At 56.6% G+C, this 20,216-nt stretch carries 20 protein-coding genes; 8 read left to right on the top strand and 12 right to left on the bottom strand.

Annotation, left to right across the window (positions count from 1 at the left end; translation table 11 throughout):
• Nucleotides 1-384: 384 nt before the first annotated feature.
• A complete protein-coding gene (gene gmhB, locus ABIC80_RS13105; RefSeq protein ID WP_076768864.1) occupies nucleotides 385-951 on the bottom strand; it encodes a D-glycero-beta-D-manno-heptose 1,7-bisphosphate 7-phosphatase in 567 nt (188 codons plus the stop codon).
• A 192-nt stretch (nucleotides 952-1,143) separates the two neighbouring features.
• Between gmhB and metN the strand changes: the two genes are divergently transcribed.
• The 6 genes from metN to proS all read left to right on the top strand — a co-directional run bounded on the left by metN (nucleotide 1,144) and on the right by proS (nucleotide 6,724).
• Nucleotides 1,144-2,175: a methionine ABC transporter ATP-binding protein MetN gene (gene metN, locus ABIC80_RS13100; RefSeq protein WP_023480497.1), complete on the top strand. Its 1,032-nt coding sequence runs from the start codon at nucleotides 1,144-1,146 to the stop codon at nucleotides 2,173-2,175.
• Nucleotides 2,168-2,821, top strand: coding sequence for a methionine ABC transporter permease MetI (metI, locus tag ABIC80_RS13095; RefSeq protein ID WP_187801388.1), 654 nt, complete (start codon nucleotides 2,168-2,170; stop codon nucleotides 2,819-2,821). Before metN ends, metI begins: the two co-directional genes overlap by 8 nt.
• Before the next feature lie 40 nt (nucleotides 2,822-2,861).
• The gene (locus tag ABIC80_RS13090) at nucleotides 2,862-3,677 is read left to right on the top strand and encodes a MetQ/NlpA family lipoprotein (RefSeq protein WP_305206836.1); all 816 of its coding nucleotides are present in this window, start codon (nucleotides 2,862-2,864) and stop codon (nucleotides 3,675-3,677) included.
• Nucleotides 3,678-3,784: 107 nt separating this feature from the next.
• The gene (rcsF, locus tag ABIC80_RS13085; RefSeq protein ID WP_076768865.1) at nucleotides 3,785-4,192 is read left to right on the top strand and encodes an Rcs stress response system protein RcsF; all 408 of its coding nucleotides are present in this window, start codon (nucleotides 3,785-3,787) and stop codon (nucleotides 4,190-4,192) included.
• On the top strand, nucleotides 4,189-4,896 hold the full coding sequence (tsaA, locus tag ABIC80_RS13080; protein WP_429177406.1) for a tRNA (N6-threonylcarbamoyladenosine(37)-N6)-methyltransferase TrmO: 708 nt from the start codon (nucleotides 4,189-4,191) through the stop codon (nucleotides 4,894-4,896). Before rcsF ends, tsaA begins: the two co-directional genes overlap by 4 nt.
• A gap of 109 nt (nucleotides 4,897-5,005) precedes the next feature.
• Nucleotides 5,006-6,724 carry a proline--tRNA ligase gene (gene proS / locus ABIC80_RS13075; protein WP_042713892.1) on the top strand — a complete coding sequence of 573 codons (1,719 nt, stop codon included), beginning with the start codon at nucleotides 5,006-5,008 and terminating at the stop codon, nucleotides 6,722-6,724.
• A 49-nt stretch (nucleotides 6,725-6,773) separates the two neighbouring features.
• Here the strand turns inward: proS and nlpE are convergent, their stop codons facing one another.
• The 3 genes from nlpE to ABIC80_RS13060 are packed head-to-tail and all read right to left on the bottom strand — an operon-like array spanning nucleotide 6,774 to nucleotide 8,468.
• Nucleotides 6,774-7,469 carry an envelope stress response activation lipoprotein NlpE gene (nlpE, locus tag ABIC80_RS13070; protein ID WP_139567576.1) on the bottom strand — a complete coding sequence of 232 codons (696 nt, stop codon included), beginning with the start codon at nucleotides 7,467-7,469 and terminating at the stop codon, nucleotides 6,774-6,776.
• 31 nt (nucleotides 7,470-7,500) lie between these two features.
• Nucleotides 7,501-7,926, bottom strand: a complete 426-nt coding sequence (arfB, locus tag ABIC80_RS13065; RefSeq protein ID WP_076768867.1) for an alternative ribosome rescue aminoacyl-tRNA hydrolase ArfB — start codon at nucleotides 7,924-7,926, stop codon at nucleotides 7,501-7,503.
• A complete protein-coding gene (locus ABIC80_RS13060; protein ID WP_076768868.1) occupies nucleotides 7,923-8,468 on the bottom strand; it encodes a YaeQ family protein in 546 nt (181 codons plus the stop codon). Before ABIC80_RS13060 ends, arfB begins: the two co-directional genes overlap by 4 nt.
• Nucleotides 8,469-8,662: 194 nt before the next feature.
• On the opposite strand from ABIC80_RS13060, the gene ABIC80_RS13055 reads away from it, so the two are divergent.
• Both ABIC80_RS13055 and rof read left to right on the top strand, forming a co-directional pair.
• Nucleotides 8,663-8,863, top strand: a complete 201-nt coding sequence (locus ABIC80_RS13055; protein ID WP_023480353.1) for a YaeP family protein — start codon at nucleotides 8,663-8,665, stop codon at nucleotides 8,861-8,863.
• Nucleotides 8,850-9,110 carry a Rho-binding antiterminator gene (rof, locus tag ABIC80_RS13050; protein WP_023480196.1) on the top strand — a complete coding sequence of 87 codons (261 nt, stop codon included), beginning with the start codon at nucleotides 8,850-8,852 and terminating at the stop codon, nucleotides 9,108-9,110. Before ABIC80_RS13055 ends, rof begins: the two co-directional genes overlap by 14 nt.
• A 25-nt stretch (nucleotides 9,111-9,135) precedes the next feature.
• Here rof and tilS read toward each other — a convergent pair whose 3' ends face one another.
• From tilS to lpxA, 8 genes are all read right to left on the bottom strand, one after another.
• Entirely contained in the window at nucleotides 9,136-10,476 is a 1,341-nt protein-coding gene (gene tilS / locus ABIC80_RS13045; protein WP_429177404.1) for a tRNA lysidine(34) synthetase TilS, read from the bottom strand.
• 18 nt (nucleotides 10,477-10,494) lie between these two features.
• Nucleotides 10,495-10,884: a VOC family protein gene (locus ABIC80_RS13040; protein ID WP_042711996.1), complete on the bottom strand. Its 390-nt coding sequence runs from the start codon at nucleotides 10,882-10,884 to the stop codon at nucleotides 10,495-10,497.
• Nucleotides 10,885-10,942: 58 nt separating this feature from the next.
• Entirely contained in the window at nucleotides 10,943-13,081 is a 2,139-nt protein-coding gene (locus tag ABIC80_RS13035; protein WP_054802827.1) for a lysine decarboxylase LdcC, read from the bottom strand.
• Between the two features lie 111 nt (nucleotides 13,082-13,192).
• Complete coding sequence (accA, locus tag ABIC80_RS13030; RefSeq protein WP_023480513.1) at nucleotides 13,193-14,152, bottom strand: acetyl-CoA carboxylase carboxyl transferase subunit alpha; 960 nt, start codon at nucleotides 14,150-14,152, stop codon at nucleotides 13,193-13,195.
• Nucleotides 14,153-14,164: 12 nt separating this feature from the next.
• A complete protein-coding gene (gene dnaE, locus ABIC80_RS13025; protein ID WP_094419397.1) occupies nucleotides 14,165-17,647 on the bottom strand; it encodes a DNA polymerase III subunit alpha in 3,483 nt (1,160 codons plus the stop codon).
• Between the two features lie 37 nt (nucleotides 17,648-17,684).
• Nucleotides 17,685-18,281 (bottom strand): ribonuclease HII, encoded by a 597-nt coding sequence (gene rnhB / locus ABIC80_RS13020; RefSeq protein ID WP_042712004.1) that lies wholly within the window; start codon nucleotides 18,279-18,281, stop codon nucleotides 17,685-17,687.
• Complete coding sequence (gene lpxB, locus ABIC80_RS13015) at nucleotides 18,278-19,426, bottom strand: lipid-A-disaccharide synthase (protein WP_076768869.1); 1,149 nt, start codon at nucleotides 19,424-19,426, stop codon at nucleotides 18,278-18,280. Before lpxB ends, rnhB begins: the two co-directional genes overlap by 4 nt.
• Complete coding sequence (gene lpxA, locus ABIC80_RS13010; RefSeq protein WP_054802825.1) at nucleotides 19,426-20,214, bottom strand: acyl-ACP--UDP-N-acetylglucosamine O-acyltransferase; 789 nt, start codon at nucleotides 20,212-20,214, stop codon at nucleotides 19,426-19,428. Before lpxA ends, lpxB begins: the two co-directional genes overlap by 1 nt.
• Between the last annotated feature and the right edge of the window lie 2 nt (nucleotides 20,215-20,216).

The raw sequence follows: 20,216 nt of genomic DNA, 5'->3' as shown, positions 1-20,216 counted from the left end.
ATCAAACTCTTCAATTTAAAGTTTGATGCTCATCGAATTAAACCGTAATGAATTACGTGTTCACCCGTGAGACTTGGTATTCATTTAGTGTCCGAGGACATTAAGAATCCATGTCACCTGAGTGCCCACACAGATTGTCTGATAAATTGTTAAAGAGCAGTTGCGACGCGCTTCAGCGCTCTGTCGCGAGGTGGCGTATATTACGCTTTCCTCTTTCAGAGTCAACCCTGAATTTCAGGATTTTTTCTCTTCCGACTTAACGTCGCTGCAAGCTGTTGTTTGCTTAGCGCCGTGTCGATGGAGGCGCATTATAGGGAGCCTACGAGGAATGACAAGCGGAAAAATGCATTTTTATTTCAACCGCTCATCTTTTCAACATAACGGCTATTTTTGGTGCTTTTTAATCGCTGCAGGCAGCTCCGCAAGGCTATTTAGCACCCAATCTGCACTTTTTTCCGCCTCTGGCGTCACTGGCTTACCGGTACGCACCAGCACTTTCGTGCCGACGTTCGCTGCCGCACCCGCCTGCATATCTTCCATTTTGTCGCCCACTATATAAGAAGCGGCCATATCAATGTTCAGGAAGTCACGCGCAGAGATCAGCATGCCCGGCTGCGGCTTACGGCAATCGCACTCCTGGCGATACTCCTCTACGCTCGCCTCAGGATGATGCGGGCAATAGTAGATACCATCAAAATCGACATCGCGATCGGCGAGAGACCAGTCCATCCATTCGGTCAGCGTTTCAAATTGCGCTTCACTATATAAGCCACGCGCAATACCAGACTGATTGGTGACGAGCACCAGCGCATAGCCCATCGCTTTTAATTCACGCATGGCATCAATGACGCCATCGATAAACTCGAAGTTATCGATCTCATGAACATAGCCGTGATCGATGTTAATCGTGCCATCACGATCGAGAAAAATAGCGGGTACTAAAGTTGCCAAAGGTTTACTCCTGATAAAGGCCGTGTTGCGCTGTAGTATCTCATGTTTCGCTACGCAGGAAAGTGCTCATCATAACAGCGCGACATTGATTTAGACGTCTGGATGCCTTACCATCCGCTCTGTTTACGGCTATTTCCCGTAACCGGCAGAACAAAATGCCACGGCTCACTCTTATACGATAAAAATAATCTAATGATTAAACTTTCGAATATCACCAAGGTGTTCCAACAGGGAAACCGCAAAATTCAGGCGTTAAACAACGTCAGTCTGCATGTGCCTGCTGGCCAAATATATGGCGTGATTGGCGCATCTGGCGCAGGGAAAAGTACGCTGATTCGCTGCGTAAACCTGCTTGAGCGCCCATCACAAGGCAGCGTGCTGGTCGACGGTCAGGATCTGACCCAGCTCTCTGAAGCGGAATTAACCAAAGCGCGCCGCCAAATCGGCATGATCTTCCAGCACTTCAACCTGCTCGCTTCCCGCACGGTGTTCGGCAACGTGGCGCTGCCGCTGGAGCTGGATAACACCCCGCGCGAAGAGATTAACCGCCGCGTTAAAGAGCTGCTCGATCTGGTCGGCCTCGGCGATAAGCACGACAGCTACCCGGCCAACCTCTCCGGCGGGCAGAAACAGCGTGTCGCCATTGCCCGTGCGTTAGCCAGCAACCCAAAAGTGCTGCTGTGCGATGAAGCCACCAGCGCCCTTGACCCGGCGACCACCCGTTCGATTCTTGAATTATTGAAAGACATTAACCGTCGCCTGGGACTGACCATTCTGTTGATCACCCATGAGATGGACGTGGTGAAGCGCATCTGCGACTGCGTGGCGGTAATCAGCAATGGCGAATTGATTGAGCAGGATACCGTCAGCGAAGTCTTCTCCCATCCGAAAACGCCGCTGGCACAGCAGTTTATTCAGTCGACGCTGCATCTGGACATCCCGGAAGACTATCTACAGCGTTTGCAGCCTGAGCCGCAGGCGGATAGCGTTCCGATGCTACGCATGGAGTTTACCGGCCAGTCGGTCGACGCGCCGCTGCTGTCGGAAACCGCCCGTCGTTTCAATGTGAATAACAACATTATCAGCGCGCAGATGGATTACGCCGGCGGCGTGAAGTTCGGCATTATGCTGACCGAAATGCACGGCACCGCGCAGGATACGCAGGCGGCCATCGCCTGGCTGCAAGAACACCATGTAAAAGTAGAGGTACTCGGTTATGTCTGAGGCAATGATTTGGCTGTTCGCCCGCAGCATCTGGGAAACGTTGTTTATGACCTTTGCCTCCGGCCTGCTCGGTTTTATCGTCGGCCTGCCGTTCGGCGTATTACTTTATGTGACCCGTCCCGGCCAGATTATGCAGAACCTCACGCTCTATAGCGCGATTTCGGCCACGGTCAATATCTTCCGCTCTATCCCCTTCATTATTCTGCTGGTGTGGATGATCCCCTTTACCCGCGTCATCGTTGGCACCTCGATCGGCCTTTACGCAGTGATCGTGCCGCTGACCGTTGGCGCAGCGCCGTTTATCGCCCGTATGGTGGAGAATGCCCTGCTTGAACTGCCGGCAGGTTTGATTGAAGCGTCTCGCGCAATGGGCGCTACGCCGATGCAGATCATCCGTAAGGTATTGCTGCCGGAAGCGCTGCCGGGGCTGATCAATGCTGCCACCATTACCCTTATCACGCTGGTCGGTTACTCGGCGATGGGTGGTGCCGTGGGCGCGGGTGGTCTTGGCCAGTTAGGTATTCAGTACGGCTATGTCACCTATAACCCATTAGTAATGAACACGGTTTTAGTATTGCTTGTGGTTTTGGTTTACTTAATTCAATTCGCGGGCGATCGTATCGTCCAGGCTGTGACGCACAAATAACGTTACACAACATAACGACTCTGACAGTAAGGAATAACTGATGGCTTTTAACTTCAAGACCTTTGCCGCCGTTGGCACGCTGATCGGCTCTCTGGCGCTGGTTGGCTGCGGCCCGGATGAAAAAGATCCGAATCACATCAAAGTCGGTGTGATTGTTGGTGCTGAGCAGCAAGTTGCGGAAGTGGCGCAGAAAGTAGCAAAAGAGAAGTATGGCCTCGATGTTGAGCTGGTCACCTTTAACGACTACGTGCTGCCGAACGAAGCACTGAGCAAAGGCGATATCGACGTTAATGCCTTCCAGCATAAACCGTACCTCGATCAGCAGATCAAAGATCGCGGCTTCAAACTGGTGCCGGTCGGCAACAGCTTTGTCTATCCGATCGCTGGCTACTCTAAAAAAATCAAAGCGATCTCCGAGCTGCAGGATGGTTCTCAGGTTGCCGTTCCTAACGATCCGACCAACCTTGGCCGTGCCCTGCTGCTGCTGCAGAAAGAGGGTCTGATCAAACTGAAAGATGGCGTTGGACTGATGCCGACGGTGCTGGACGTTACTGAAAACCCGAAAAACCTGAAGATTGTTGAGCTGGAAGCCCCGCAGCTGCCGCGCTCACTGGACGATGCGCAGATTGCGCTGGCGGTGATCAACACCACTTATGCCAGCCAGATTGGCCTGACCCCGGAAAAAGACGGCATCTTTGTTGAAGACAAAAACTCTCCGTACGTGAACCTGATCGTCGCGCGTGAAGATAATAAAGACGCGGAAAACGTGAAGAAATTTGTGCAGGCGTTCCACTCTGACGAAGTCAGCGAGGCCGCCAACAAAGTCTTTAACGGCGGCGCGGTGAAAGGCTGGTAATCTCATCAGTCTGTAATATCATTCAGGGCGGGCGAAAGCCCGCCTTGTCATTTGTGCACGCCCTTGTTTCAATACGGCGTTAAGAAAATTTTTGTGAGGATACTTTTATGCGTGCTTTCCCGATCTGTCTATTAGCACTCACGCTGAGCGGCTGTTCGTTGCTAAGCAGATCACCTGTCGAACCCGTGCAGAACAACGCAGCGGAACCCAAAGCAGAGCCGCAAAAAGCGAAAGTCGCACGCGCCGCTCCCGTTCGCATCATTACCAACGCAGAAGAGCTGGTCGGCAAGCCGTTCCGCGATCTCGGTGAAGTGACCGGCGAATCATGCCAGGCCAGCAACCAGGATTCACCGCCGAACATCCCTACCGCCCGTAAACGCCTGCAGATCAACGCCTCGAAAAAAGCCAAAGCGAATGCCGTTCTGCTGCATAACTGCGAAGTCACCAGCGGCACGCCAGGCTGCTACCGCCAGGCGATCTGTGTCGGCTCAGCACTGAATATCTCGGCCAAATGAGTCATTTTGCTTTCGAGCAAATCGGCGTTATTCGCTCACCCTACAAAGAGAAGTTCGCTGTCCCGCGCCAGCCTGGCCTGGTGAAACACGGCGGTGGCGAACTTCACTTGCTGGCGCCCTACAACCAGCCCGATGCGGTTCGCGGCCTGGAGGCGTTCAGCCACCTGTGGGTGCTGTTTGTTTTTCATCAGACGATGGAAGGCGGCTGGCGCCCAACGGTGCGGCCTCCGCGCCTCGGCGGCAATGCCCGCATGGGCGTGTTTGCCACCCGCTCGACGTTCCGCCCCAACCCGATCGGTATGTCGCTGGTCGAACTGAAGGGCATCCGCTGCCATAAAGATCAGCTGATCCTGCAACTCGGTAGTCTTGACCTGGTCGATGGCACGCCGGTGGTTGATATCAAACCCTACCTCCCCTTTGCAGAAGCGCTGCCCGATGCGCAGGCAAGCTATGCGCAGCACGCCCCCGCCGCGACTGTCGCTGTGACCTTTACAGCTGAGCTTGCACCGTCGCTCGCCCTGCTGGAGAAACGCTATCCGCACTTTGCCGCGTTTGTGCAGGAGGTGCTGTCGCAGGATCCGCGCCCGGCCTACCGCAAAGAGGAGGAGCCGGGGAAAACCTACGCCGTCTGGCTGCATGATGTGAATGTCCGCTGGCGCGTTGTCGACGGCGGTTTTGAAGTGTTTGCCCTTGAACCACGCTAATTTTGAGCCCCTCTCTTTTGGCATCTCTGCCGGGCTGATAAACTAAACCACTTTTTTGTGTCAGGCCGCCTCCGGCCTGCTCCAATTGTCCAAATGGAACCGTAACAACATGCGTACTAGCCAATACTTGCTCTCTACTCTGAAAGAGACGCCTGCCGACGCCGAAGTGATCAGCCACCAGCTGATGCTGCGCGCCGGGATGATCCGCAAACTGGCCTCCGGGTTGTACACCTGGTTGCCGACCGGTCTGCGCGTCCTGAAAAAAGTCGAAAACATCGTGCGTGAAGAGATGAACAACGCCGGTGCGATTGAGGTGTCCATGCCGGTCGTGCAGCCAGCCGACCTGTGGCAAGAGAGCGGTCGCTGGGAGCAGTACGGTCCGGAACTGCTGCGTTTTGTCGATCGCGGCGAGCGCCCGTTCGTGCTCGGCCCGACCCACGAAGAGGTGATCACCGATCTGATCCGTAACGAGCTGAACTCCTACAAACAGCTGCCGCTGAACTTCTTCCAGATCCAGACCAAGTTCCGCGATGAAGTGCGCCCGCGTTTCGGCGTGATGCGCTCGCGCGAGTTCCTGATGAAAGATGCTTACTCTTTCCATACCTCTCAGGAGTCGCTGCAAGAGACCTATGACGCGATGTACGCCGCGTACAGCAAAATCTTCAGCCGCATGGACCTCGATTTCCGCGCGGTGCAGGCAGACACCGGCTCCATCGGCGGTAGCGCATCCCATGAGTTCCAGGTGCTGGCGCAGAGCGGCGAAGATGATGTGATCTTCTCTGACTCCTCCGATTTCGCAGCCAACATTGAGTTTGCCGAAGCGCTGGCACCGAAAGCGCCGCGCGCGGCTGCCACGCAGGAGATGACGCTGGTCGATACGCCAAATGCGAAGACCATCGCCGAGCTGGTTGAGCAGTTCAATCTGCCGATTGAGAAGACCGTTAAAACCCTGCTGGTGAAAGCCGAAGAGGGTGCCAGCGCGCCGCTGATTGCGCTGCTGGTGCGTGGCGATCACGAACTGAACGAAGTGAAAGCGGAAAAACTGCCGCAGGTTGCCAGCCCGCTGACCTTCGCCACCGAAGAAGAGATCCGCGCGCTGGTCAACGCTGGCCCGGGCTCGCTCGGCCCGGTTAACCTGCCGATCCCGGTAGTAATTGACCGTACCGTTGCCGCGATGAGCGACTTCTCAGCTGGCGCGAACATTGATGGCAAACACTACTTTGGCATCAACTGGGATCGCGACGTGGCGACGCCGGAAGTGGCGGACATCCGCAACGTGGTAGCAGGCGATCCAAGCCCGGATGGCAAAGGCACCCTGCTGATCAAACGCGGTATCGAAGTGGGTCATATCTTCCAGCTCGGCACCAAATACTCTGAGGCGCTGAACGCCGCCGTACAGGGTGAAGATGGCCGCAACCAGATCCTGACCATGGGCTGTTACGGTATCGGCGTGACGCGCGTTGTCGCGGCTGCCATTGAGCAGAACCACGACGATCGCGGCATCATCTGGCCGGATGCAATTGCTCCGTTCCAGGTTGCCATTCTGCCGATGAATATGCACAAGTCCTACCGTGTGCAGGAGCTGGCAGAAAAACTCTATGCCGATCTGCGCGCGCAGGGTATTGAAGTGCTGATGGACGACCGTAAAGAGCGCCCGGGCGTGATGTTTGCTGATATGGAACTGATCGGTATTCCGCACACCGTGGTGATCGGCGATCGCAACCTCGACAATGACGATATCGAATACAAATATCGTCGCAGCGGCGAGAAGCAGATGATTAAAACCGGCGATGTGCTGGATTACCTGGTAAAAGCCATCAAAGGCTAAGCCAATAAAAAAGCCCCGTTAAACGGGGCTTTTTTTATGCTGTCAGAGACTACTCATCGCAGCCTTTATCCGCGCTGAATTTGCCTTTGTTATTGGTCACCAGCACTTTCTGCGCCGCACCGGTATCCGGGTTCGGCTCCAGCGCAAAATGCCCCTCCACCACCAGCAGAATCGGTTTCAGCTCCGTGCCGCGCGCCGCCGCATAATCACGCTCAAGCTGCGCATTGCTGGCAACCGCCACCTCTTTTCCGGTCGCGCAATCGGTAAAGACCGCCGCATCCGCCATATATTTATACATACCGCGCATCGCCATTGGCGTGGTTGGCAGTGGCGCTTTTACCGGCTGCAGGGTGTAGTTGAGCGACGACTCAATCGGGTTACCCTCCTGATCCAGCATCTCCAGCGCTTCCCCCTTCGCACGGAAATAGGTTTTGTCGCCCTGGCTATCGGTAAGGACTAATTTATCCGCCGTGCGCGCCCAGTTGCCATAGGTGCCGAATACCGATGGCGCTTTCCCGCCCTGGTAACGCTGGTTCATTACCCAACTGCCATCTTTTTGCAGAAACAGCGAGGTTTCAATACCTTCACAATCTGCGCAGGGCAACACACCGCGCCAGCTCTGCTGCATCGGTTTCAGCTCTTCGACCTGGGTCGGCTGCACCATCTCGGTCTCGTTACGGTTATTACAGCCGAAAAGGGCAAAGAGGGTACACCCTGCCGCAACGGCTAAAATCGCTCTGTTCACACTCGTTTCCTTATGCTCGTTCTCTTTCTGTTTATCCGCCGTCATGGCGACGGACTTTGCCGCGCAGAGATTTGACCGTCGACTTTTGTGATTTCGTCGATAACCGCCGCTCTTTCGAGGCACGGGTCGGGCGCGTGGCCCGGCGGCTTTTCTGCACTACGGTTAACTCTTTAATCAACGCCACCAGGCGGGCTATCGCCGCTTCGCGATTCATCTCCTGGCTGCGATACTCCTGCGCTTTGATGACGATCCAGCCATCCTGGCTTATCAAATGGTGCGACACCTCCAGCAGGCGCGCCTTGTAATACTCTGGCAGGCTGGAGGCGCGAATGTCAAAACGCAGATGAATAGCGGTTGAGCTTTTGTTGACGTGCTGCCCGCCCGCGCCCTGCGAGCGCACGGCGGTGATATCCAGCTCATCCTCAGGCAGGGAGACGGAGCGGGAGATCTCAATCATGGTTGCTGCCAGGTTTCAAAATGGAACTCCACATTTTGCGTGGCATCAGAGAGCCAGATTGCGCCATCCTGCAGCGTCGCCTGCAGATTCATGGTGCGATCGTCGGCAAATGCGCTGAGCGCTGCCAGCTGTGCGTCATCCAGATACCAGATACTTAAATTGCTGAAGGTTGCGCAGCGCGCCTGGTTTTGCTGCCACCAGATGTTCGCCGCCCGTGAGTTATAGGTAAAGAGCGCCACCTCTTTTGCCTGGTTGCACGCCTTCTTCAGCCGCTTTTCATCAGGCAGGCCAAGCTCAATCCACAGATCGATCCCGAGGTAGTCGTTGCGCAGCCACGCTTCCGGCTCATCATCAGCGCTCAGCCCGCGCGTAAACTGCAACCGCTCGTCGGCATACTTTATCCAGGCCAGCAGGCGCAGCATCATGCGCTCCTGCGTTTCGGAAGGATGACGGGCCAGCGTCAGGGCGGCATCTAAAAACTGGTTCCGATCCATGTCGGCTACATTCACCGTCGCCTTATAAATTGTCGCTTTTAACGCCATTACATCCTCCTTCATAAAATGGCCGCCATTGTAGCGAAAATAAGCATAAAGCGCTGTTATCTCTTGCCGCGAGCGTTATTCATCACTCTGATAATGGTAAACAAGCTATGGTATAGTCACCTTGCTAAACAGAGGTTAACTTCGTAGGCTTAGTGTTATCTCACAGTAAAGCCGGGAGACTGGCAGGAGGTGATGTGGATAATTATTGTGAGCTAGTGCGCAAACGTTATGCGGAAATCGCCAGCGGAGATGTAGGGTATATCCCGGACGCGCTGGGGTGCGTATTGAAGGTCTTGAATGAAATGGCGTCGGATGACACCCTTTCAGAGTCGGTCAGGGATAAGGCAGCTTATGCTGCCGCGAACTTACTGGTGAGCGATTATGTCAATAAATGATGCCTATCAACCCATCAATTGTGATGATTATGACAATCTTGAACTCGCCTGCCAGCATCATCTTTTATTGAAGCTGGAAATGAAAGATGGCGAGGTACTCAGCGCCAAAGCGAACGATCTGCTGTTACGTAAAAACGTTGAGTATCTGGTGATTGACGCCGCCGGGGAGACCCGAGAACTGCGTCTGGACAGAATCGCCAGCTTCAGCCATCCCGAAATCGGCACCGTAGTGGTGAGCGAGTCCTGAACAGTGCGGGCAGCGTCGCTGCCCGCTATCTTTGCCACACCAGACGCACGCCCGTCTGCCCTGCCTCTTTTATCCCTTCCTGCGTTACAAACCGATCGGCCGCCGCAATCAGTGTATCGCCATAAAAGAGCAGCGGCGTAGCATCGCGCTGCCAGGGGGGAACGCCCAGCTCCTGCCAGATTTTTTTCAGCTTACGCCCGCCGTGCCGACCCACAATGTGGATCAGGCCGGACGCCTGAAAGCGCACTGAAACCGCTTCATCGACAGCGGGCGCGCGTAACTCACCGCCGGAGAGCAACGACAGGGCTCCCAATCCCTGCGGTAAAGTGAGCGTGGCGAAAGGCGCAGGCCATGCAAGTTCGGCATCACGCGGATGCGCGGTGCGTTTCACCCACCATAAACACCCCTGATAGCGCCGCACCTCATCGTCACCAACGCGCAGGCACGGCACCGCATCTTCCCGGGCGAGCGCCACCTCCTGCCACAGGCGATCGAGCATCGCCCGCGAAGGCATCATCGCCCCGCGCTGCGCCAGCCAGCGGCGTAAAAGCGCTCGCCGCCGCGCATCGCTATAAGCGGCGAGAGGCGCAATCGTCAGCGCCCCCTCTGCGGTGGTCACTGTTGATAACGACTCTGCCAGCAGTTCATCGAGTAACTGTTCCTGTTCGCCGCACAGCGCGGCACTGCGCGCTGCCGCATCGGCAAAGTGCGGCCAGCGGGCGTTTAACAGAGGAAGAATTGCCTTGCGCAGGAAGTTGCGATCGAAGCGCGTGTCAGCGTTGCTCTCATCCTCGATCCAGTTGAGATGGTGATCGCGCGCCCACTGCTCAAGGGACGCCCGGCTCTGGTTGAGCAACGGGCGGATCAGCTGCGTATCGCCAAACGGCAGGCTCTGCGGCATCGCAGCCAGCCCGGCAGGCCCGCTACCGCGTTTAAGCGCTAACAGCACCGTTTCAGCTTGATCGTCAAGATGCTGCGCGGTGACAAGCACCTCACCCGGCAGCAGGGCTTCGCGAAATGCCTGATAGCGCGCGGTACGCGCCTGCGCCTCAATCCCCTTCCCCTCATCCACCAGCGTGACGCGAACGGTTAATAGCGGGATCTGCCAGCTCTCACACAGCGAGGTGCAGTGCGCTGCCCAGCGATCGGCATTCGGGCTTAAACCGTGATGCACATGAATTGCGCGCAGCTGCACATCGGGGTGATCTTCACGCCAGAGCCGCAGTTGATGCAGCAAAACGGTGGAGTCTAATCCGCCGCTGAACGCCACCAGAAACTGGCGTGATTCGGTTGGCAACGAGAGAAGCAGTGGCGTGGTCATAGTGAGTGTTAACACGGGAACAATGCCCGGCACGTTACCGGGCATTCACAGAAGTGGCAAGCCTTACTGCTGGTAAAGCTCCAGCGGCAGGCCGTCGGGATCGTTAAAAAAGGTGAAGCGTTTATCGGTGCAGGGGTCGATGCGGATCTCTTCACACGCCACGCCCTGGGCAGTGAGATGGGCAACTGCCTGGTCAATATCATCGACGCTGAACGCCAGGTGGCGTAGCCCGCAGGCTTCCGGCCGGCTGGGGCGCGCGGGCGGGAACGGAAAGGAGAAAAGCTCGATAACGTACTGCCCGTTAAGCGCCAGATCGCCTTTCCATGAGTCGCGCGCTTCGCGATAGACTTCACTGAGCAGCGTAAAACCGAGGATGTCGCAGTAGAAGGCTTTGCTCTTCGCATAATCCGTCGCAATGATGGCGATATGGTGAACCTGTTTTAAACCCAGCATAATCTCTCCTTTTTTTGATGCCAGAACGTTACGCCCGCCGCGAAACGCCCGCAACCATTCAGCGCGTTTTTAGGACTCTGACGTAATAACACCCCTCTTCGTCCCGTTTTGCACCGTGAATATCCGTTTCGAATCCCGGATAGTGGCGGCCAATGGCACAGAGCATCAGCAGGAAATCGAGCACTGCCCGGCTCTGCTCGGTGATCATCTCGCCCGGCATCACCAGCGGCACGCCCGGCGGATAAGGCAGGATCATATTGGCGGAAACACGTCCGATTAACGCTTCCAGCGCCACCGTTTCGACATCCCCACGTACCTGTCGCTGCCACGCCTGATGCGGCGTCAGTTTCATCTCCGGCAACACGTCGAAGGCCTGCAACATCAGGCGCGGCAGATCGTGCTGGCGGATCAGCTTATGGATCCCCTGCGCCAGATCCTGAATGCGCATATTGCGGTAGAAGTCGGGATCTTCTGCGTAGAGATCCGGCAGCATATTGCGCACCCGCAGGTTGAGATCATAGGCGCGCTTAAACTCCATCAGGCCGCGCAGCAGGCCCATCGCCCGCGTTTTATCAATACCGATACTGAAGAGAAACAGCAGATTATAGGGCCCGGTTTTCTCCACCACTACGCCGCGCTCATCAAGGAACTTCGCCACCAACGCTGCCGGGATCCCTTCGTCGCCCATATTGCCGACCTCATCCATACCCGGCGTCAGGATCGTTACCTTCACCGGATCGAGGAACATATGATCCTCATCGGCTTCACGAAAACCGTGCCAATCCGCACCGGGTGCCACCGGCCAGCACTCCGCTTCATCAATCTCTTCCGGCTGCCAGATATCAAAGAACCAGCCATCGGCCTCCTCTTTCAGCCGTTGAACCTCTTTGCGGAAGTGGAGCGCGCGCTCCACGGAGCGGTTAATCAGCCGCTTGCCGGGGTTGCCGCGCAGCATCGCCGCCGCCGTTTCGATGGAGGCGACCAGCGGGTAACTTGGCGAGGTGGTGGTATGCATCATAAAGGCTTCGTTAAAAGCATCTTCGTCATATTCACCTTTGATATGAATCAGCGACGCCTGCGAGAAGGCGGCCAACATTTTGTGCGTCGACTGAGTTTCATAGAAGACTTTTCCCGGCACGCGATCGCCGCTCATACCGCTTTTCCCGGCGTAGATCGGATGGAAGTTGGTATAGGGAACCCAGGCGGAGTCGAAGTGAATCGACGGCACATCCAGCGTCTTCTTGATCCAGTCGGTGTTGTAGAGCAGGCCATCATAGGTGGAGTTGGTGATCACCGCATGCACCGGCCAGCTTGCGCCCGGCGTGGCAACGATCTTCTGCTCAATGCTGGCTGAGGCAAATTCACGGCGCGGAATGCCGCCAAGAATGCCCAGCGCGTTGCGCCCCGGTTTCAGCCACAGCGGCGTGACATCGCTCATCATCAGCAGGTGAGCCAGGGATTTGTGGCAGTTACGGTCAATAAGCAGCGTGCTGCCGGTTGGTGCGGCGTACATGCCGACAATCTTATTTGAGGTGGAGGTGCCGTTCGTCACCATATAGCTCTGCTCGGCACCAAAGGTACGAGCGATATACTCCTCCGCCTCAAGATGCGGGCCGGTGTGATCGAGCAGCGATCCGAGCTCCGTCACCGAGATCGAGACATCCGCTTTCAGCGTATTGCCGCCGAAGAAGTCATAGAAGAGACAGCCGACCGGGCTTTTCTGATAAGCGGTGCCCGCCATATGCCCTGGCGTACAGAAGGTGTACTTCCCCTCTTTAACGTAGGTAAACAGCGCCCGGGTAAAGGGCGGGGTAATGTTTTCCAGGTACTCTTTGGTGTATTGCGCGATGCGCGTCGCAATATCATCCGCCACGCTCAACGCATATTCGAAGAACCACAGCGCCATACGCATATCCTGGGCGCTGACATCCATCGTCGAGTGAGTGTTGATAAAACCGTAGAGCGGGAGGTATTCGTTAAGCTGGTTGATCTCGCAGCACAGGTCGAGGTTGTACTCGTCCCAGTCAAAGATCACGCCGCAGATGCGGGGGTTGTGTTCAATAAATTTCAGTAAGTCGGTGCTGTTTCTCGGCCAGATGATCTGAAAACCCTGCGCCTGTAAGGCCTGTTCCAGCTCCTTAATCGGCTCATCTTTGTAGAAAACGCCATGGGGTCCCATGATGGCAATAATATTCACAACTACCTCCGTTAAAAACTTTAGCTAAGCATAGTTGAGGTAAACAGCAGGTATAAAAAAAGCCGCACCCAGGGTGCGGCTCATTATCGCGCTTTACACAGCGTTTCGCTATCAGGCGTAGCCGTAGCTCATCAGACGCTGGTAACGGCGGTTGCGCAGATCGTCTTTGCTCAGCCCTTCCAGATCGGCGAGATCTGCCAGCAGCTGCGCTTTCAGCGAAGCGGCAATCGCTTCCGGGTTGCGGTGCGCGCCACCCAGCGGTTCCGGAATGATAGAGTCGATCAGTTTCAGCTCTTTCAGACGCGGTGCGATGATGCCCATTGCATCAGCTGCCAGCGGTGCTTTGTCCGCGCTTTTCCACAGGATCGAGGCGCAACCTTCCGGGGAGATCACCGAGTAGGTGCTGTACTGCAGCATATTGACCTTGTCGCCAACGCCAATGGCCAGCGCGCCGCCGGAGCCGCCTTCGCCAATCACGGTGCAGATAACCGGCACGCTCAGGCGAGACATTTCACGCAGGTTGCGGGCAATCGCTTCAGACTGGCCGCGCTCTTCCGCGCCCACGCCCGGATACGCACCCGGCGTGTCGATGAAGGTGATGATCGGCATGTTAAAGCGTTCCGCCATCTCCATCAGACGCAGCGCTTTACGATACCCTTCCGGCGCTGGCATACCGAAGTTGCGGCGAATCTTCTCTTTCGTTTCACGGCCTTTCTGATGACCAATGATCATCACCGGGCGACCATCCAGACGCGCGATGCCGCCAACGATAGCTTTATCGTCAGCATAGGCGCGGTCGCCGGCCAGCTCGTCAAATTCGTCGAACGCCAGGCGAACATAATCCAGGGTGTATGGACGCAGCGGATGGCGGGCTAACTGCGCAACCTGCCAGGCACCGAGATCGGCAAAGATTTTACGTGTCAGCTCTACGCTCTTTTCACGTAGACGATGCACCTCTTCGTCGATGTTAATATCCAGTTTTTCATCCTGACGGCCAACGGCGGTCAGAGAATCGATTTTCGCTTCCAGCTCAGCAATCGGCTGTTCGAAATCAAGGAAATTCAGACTCATAGTATTCCTGTATTAGTCAAACTCCAGTTCCACCTGCTCCGAACCAATGAGGCCACGCAGATCGTTAAGTAAACGATCGCTCGGAGAGACACGCCAGGTTGCGCCGAAGCGTAACCGCGCGCGCGCATCCGCCCTCTGGTAATAGAGATGTACTGGAATGGTTCCCGAACGGTGGGGTTCCAGAGACTGACGGAGTCGGTTTAAAAGCTGGTCATCAATTTGCCTGTCCGTCAGCGATATAGCAAGCCCGCGGGCATATTTTTCACGGGCCTCGTCAATGTCCATGACTTCACGGGCGGTCATTTTAAGCCCACCGCTGAAGTCATCAAAGCTGACCTGTCCGCTGACGATGAGTATGCGGTCTTTTTCCAGCAACTGCTGGTATTTATCCAGCGCGTCAGTGAACAACATCACTTCAAGACGCCCGGAACGGTCATCCAACGTACAGATGCCGATACGATTGCCGCGCTTGGTGACCATAACCCGCGCAGCAATGACGAGCCCGGCCGCCGTGGTGACCTTCCCACGTTCGGTCGGATGCATGTCTTTCAGCCTGTAGCCTCCGACATAGCGCTCTATCTCTTTTAAATACTGGTTGATCGGGTGTCCCGTCAGGTAAAGCCCCAACGTCTCCCGCTCGCCCTCAAGCTGAACCTGCTCCGGCCACGGCTGGCAGCTGGCGTAGGATTGCTCAATCTGCTCCGGCTCTTCCGCCAGCACACCGAACATATCCGCCTGGCCGATCGCTTCCGCTTTCGCGTGCTGATCGGCGGCTTTCAGCGCATCGCCCAGCGAGTTCATCAGCGCCGCGCGATGCGGGCCAAGGCGGTCGAACGCCCCGGACATAATCAACTTTTCCAGCACCCGGCGATTGAGCTTTTTGATATCGGTACGCGCACAGAGATCGAACAGCTCGCGGAAGTAACCGCCGTTGTTACGCGCTTCGATAATCGCTTCAATCGGCCCTTCGCCCACGCCTTTAATCGCGCCGATGCCGTAGACGATCTCGCCGTCGTCGTTGACGTGGAAGTGGTAGAGCCCGGAGTTAATGTCCGGCGGCAGGATCTTCAGCCCCATGCGCCAGCACTCATCCACCAACCCGACCACTTTCTCGGTGTTGTCCATATCGGCAGTCATTACCGCCGCCATAAACTCGGCCGGATAGTGCGCTTTCAGCCACAGGGTCTGGTAGGAAACCAAAGCATAGGCGGCGGAGTGCGATTTGTTAAATCCATACCCGGCGAATTTCTCCACCAGGTCGAAAATTTTTATCGCCAGTTCGCCATCGATGCCGTTTTTCTTCGCGCCATCTTCAAAAATGGAGCGCTGTTTGGCCATCTCTTCCGGCTTCTTCTTACCCATCGCACGACGCAGCATATCCGCGCCGCCGAGGGTGTAACCGGAGAGCACCTGGGCGATCTGCATTACCTGTTCCTGATACAGGATAATGCCGTAGGTCGGCTCCAGCACCGGCTTCAGGCTCTCGTGCTGCCACTGCACGTCCGGGTAGGAGATCGCTTCGCGCCCGTGCTTACGGTCGATAAAGTTATCTACCATGCCCGACTGCAGCGGGCCCGGGCGGAACAGCGCCACCAGTGCGATCATATCTTCGAAGCAGTCCGGCTGCAGACGCTTAATCAGATCCTTCATGCCGCGGGATTCAAGCTGGAAGACCGCCGTGGTCTCCGAGCGTTGCAGCATGTCGAAGCTCTTCTTGTCTTCAAGCGGGATGGCGGCGATATCCAGCGGCGGCTCGCCCTGCTTCTCGCGCCGGGCGTTGATCATCTCCAGCGCCCAGTTGATGATGGTGAGCGTACGCAGGCCGAGGAAGTCGAACTTCACCAGGCCCGCGTATTCCACATCGTTCTTATCAAACTGGGTAACCGGATGCTGCCCGGCTTCATCGCAGTAAAGCGGTGCAAAGTCGGTAATTTTAGTTGGCGCGATCACCACACCACCGGCGTGTTTACCGGCGTTACGCGTCACCCCTTCCAGCTTGCGCGCCATGTCGATCAGCGCCCGCACCTCTTCATCAGCTTCGTAGATCTCCGGCAGCTGCGGTTCCGCTTCAAACGCTTTTGCCAGCGTCATGCCCGGATCGGGCGGCACCAGCTTGGAGATACGGTCGACAAAGCCATAGGGGTGGCCCAGCACACGGCCAACGTCGCGGATAACCGCTTTCGCCGCCATGGTACCAAAGGTGATGATCTGCGACACCGCGTCGCGGCCATACATATCCGCCACGTGCTCGATCACCTGGTCACGTTTCTCCATGCAGAAGTCGACGTCGAAGTCGGGCATCGAGACACGTTCCGGGTTAAGGAAACGTTCGAACAGCAGGTCAAACTCCAGCGGGTCAAGATCGGTGATCTTCAGCGCATAGGCGACCAGCGACCCGGCACCGGAACCACGTCCAGGCCCAACGGGCACGCCGTTATCTTTCGACCACTGGATAAACTCCATAACGATCAGGAAGTAGCCCGGGAAGCCCATCTGGTTGATAACCTGGAGCTCAATGTCGAGGCGCTCGTCGTAAGGCGGGCGTTTCTCGGCGCGCACTGCCGGATCGGGGAAGAGGAATTCGAGTCGCTCTTCCAGCCCCTCTTTCGATTTCACGACCAGGAAATCTTCAGTGGTCATATCCCCGGTCGGGAACTGCGGCAGGAAGTACTCGCCGAGGCGCACGGTGACGTTACAGCGTTTAGCAATTTCGACGCTGTTTTCCAGCGCTTCCGGAATATCGGAGAAGAGTTCGCACATCTCCTCTTCGTTGCGCATATATTGCTGCGGCGAGTAGTTACGCGGGCGTTTGGGATCGTCGAGGGTAAAGCCGTCGTGGATGGCGACACGAATTTCATGGGCGTCAAAGTCGCCCTCTTCGAGGAAGCGGACATCGTTGGTGGCGACAACCGGCACCCCCTGCGCTTCTGCCAGCGCGACCGCCGCGTGCAGGTAGTTCTCTTCGTCCTGACGACCGGTGCGGATCAGCTCCAGATAGTAGCGATCCGGGAAATGGGTTTTATAGAAATCGAGGCACTGCTCCACCAGCGCGCTGTTGCCGCGCAGCAGGCTTTTGCCGACGTCGCCCATTCGCGCGCCGGAAAGCAGGATCAGCCCTTCGTTAAGCTCAATTAGCCAGTCGCGATCGATATAGGGTCCCGCCGCGCCGTAGCCGCGCTGATAAGCGCGCGAAATCAGCAGCGTCAGGTTCTGGTAGCCGGTATTGTTGGCGGCAAGGACGGTAAGCTGCGTCAGCTCGTCACCAATCAGATCGCACTGCACGTGGAAGTCAGCGCCGACGATGGGCTTGATCCCGGCACCGTGCGCCGTTCCGTAGAACTTCACCAGACCGCAGAGGTTGGTGAAATCGGTGATCGCCAGCGCGGGCGAGCCAAGGGCGGCCGCCTTCTTCACCAGCGGCCCGGTTTTCGCCAGCCCGTCAATCATGGAGTAGTCGCTATGCACCCGCAGGTGTACGAAACGTGGTTCAGCCATTATTCAATTCCAGCCTGTAGTTTCACGTTCTTAAGAGTCAGGAGACGACGCCCAACGCGCGCCTGACCGGCGCAAAGCTGCGTCGGTGATGCTCGGTTGCGCCATGCTCCGTCAGCTTTTCCAGATGAAAAGCCGTGGGATAGCCTTTATGTTGTGCAAAGCCATACTGCGGGAAGATCGCATCCAGCGCGGCCATTTCGGCATCGCGCGTGACTTTGGCGATAATCGACGCCGCGCTGATTTCCGCCACGCGGCTGTCGCCTTTCACCACCGCCATCGAGGGCATGGCAAGCGCCGGGCAACGGTTGCCGTCAATCAGCACGTACTCCGGCGTGATAGCAAGCCCGGCGACAGCGCGCTGCATCGCCAGCATCGTGGCGTGCAGAATATTAAGCTCATCGATTTCGTGCGGCTCCGCGCGGCCAAGACTCCAGGCCAGCGCTTTCTCTTTAATCTCATCAAAGAGCGACAAACGGCGTTTTTCGGAGAGTTTTTTTGAGTCGTTGAGACCCACAATTGGCCGAGCGGGATCGAGGATCACCGCCGCCGTCACAACCGCGCCGACCAGCGGGCCGCGCCCTACTTCATCCACACCCGCAACAAGATGCGTGTGCGGATAAACAAACTCAATCATTTTGCTAACTCCAGTACCGCGTCCGCTGCCTGTTCATCGGCATTACAGCGGATGCGCTGATGCAGCTCGCGAAACAGATCATGCATTTCATGGCGGGTTTCACTGTTCGCCAGCAGCGGTTCCAGTGCGGCAGCCAACGCCTGCGGCTGGCACTCTTCCTGCAACAGCTCTTTAACCACTTCGCGCCCGGCGAGCAGGTTCGGCAGCGAAACATAAGGCGTTTTCACCAGCCGTTTCGCCAGCCAAAAGGTGAAGGGCTTCATACGATAGCCGACCACCATCGGGCATTTCGCCAGCATGCACTCCAGCGCCGCGGTGCCAGAGGCAAGCAGCGCGGCATCGGACGCGATCATCGCTTCCCGCGCCTGGCCATCAAGCAGGTGCACCGTCAAATCCGGCGCAACTTGCGCTTTGATCTGCTCAAACTGCTCGCGGCGTTTCGCATTGACCAGTGGAACCACGACTTCCAGCTCCGGGTAGCGCTCACGCAGCAGCTGCGCGGTACGCAAAAAGTCGGCGCTGAGCATCTCGACTTCTGCACCACGGCTGCCGGGCAGCAGCGCCAGGCAGCGCGCCTGCGGGCTAATCCCCAGGTGCGCGCGCGCCGCATTTTTATCGGGATCGAGCGGCATGGCATCGGCCATGGTGTGCCCGATAAAGCGGCATGGAACATTAAACCGGTCGTAAAACGCTTTTTCGAAAGGGAGAAACGCCAATACCAGATCGGTCGCTTTACCAATTTTGAAAACGCGCTTTTGTCGCCACGCCCAGACAGACGGGCTGACGTAGTGAATCGTTTTGATGCCGCGTTTTTTTAAATTACCCTCAAGGGTAATGTTAAAGTCCGGCGCATCAATCCCGACAAACACATCGGGTTGCAGCTCGCTGAATCGACGGGTCAAATCAGCGCGGATATGCAGCAGGCGACGCAGACGGCCAAGCACTTCGACGATCCCCATCACCGCCAGCTCTTCCATCTCATACCAGGCTTCACACCCTTCAGCCTGCATACGCGGGCCGGCAACGCCAACAAAACGGGCGTTGGGCACGCGCGCTCTCAGTGCGCGGATAAGACCGGCACCAAGAATATCGCCGGAGGTTTCTCCGGCGACAAGGGCTATCGTAAGCGGACGCTTGTCGACCATTAACGGATCAGGCCACGCGTCGAGCGCTCAAAAAACTGCATAAACGCATCAACTTCCGGGTGCTTCGCGGCAAGCTCGGCAATCTCCGGTTTTGCTTCGTCGAGCGTTTTACCGCTGCGATAGAGCAATTTGTACGCGTTACGGATAGCCACCAGCGCTTCGCGGCTGAAGCCACGGCGTTTCAGGCCTTCGATGTTCACGCCATACGGCGTGGCATGGTTGCCCTGAGCAATGACATAAGGCGGTACGTCCTGCGCGACGCCGGAGCAGCCGCCAACCATCACGTGCTCGCCAATAATGCAGAACTGGTGAACTGCCGTCATGCCACCGATGATCGCAAAATCACCGATTGTGACGTGGCCGCCCAGCGTTGCATTATTCGCGAGGATGCAGCGGTTACCGATAATGCAGTCATGCGCAACGTGCGAGTTGATCATCAGTAAGTTATCGCTGCCCACCTTCGTCAGTCCAGCGTCCTGTACTGTGCCACGATGGATGGTGACGCTTTCGCGAATGCGGTTGCGATCGCCAATTTCCACGCGGGTCGGTTCACCAGCATATTTCAGATCCTGGTTTACTTCACCGATGGAGGCGAACTGATAAATCTCGTTATCACGACCGATTTTGGTGTGGCCGTTAACAACAACGTGAGATTTCAGTACGGTCCCTTCGCCGATTTCGACGTGAGGTCCCACAATACAAAACGGGCCAATATGAACGTTGGCGCCAATGACGGCACCCTCTTCAACAATGGCGGTAGGATGAATAAAGGCGGTTTTATCAATCACGT

The organism is Kosakonia sp. 1610 (assembly GCF_050435845.1).
GTDB classification, from domain to species: Bacteria; Pseudomonadota; Gammaproteobacteria; order Enterobacterales; family Enterobacteriaceae; genus Kosakonia; species Kosakonia cowanii.
Note: the sequence above shows the minus strand (reverse complement) of the source record. Positions and strands in the feature narration are given on the sequence as shown.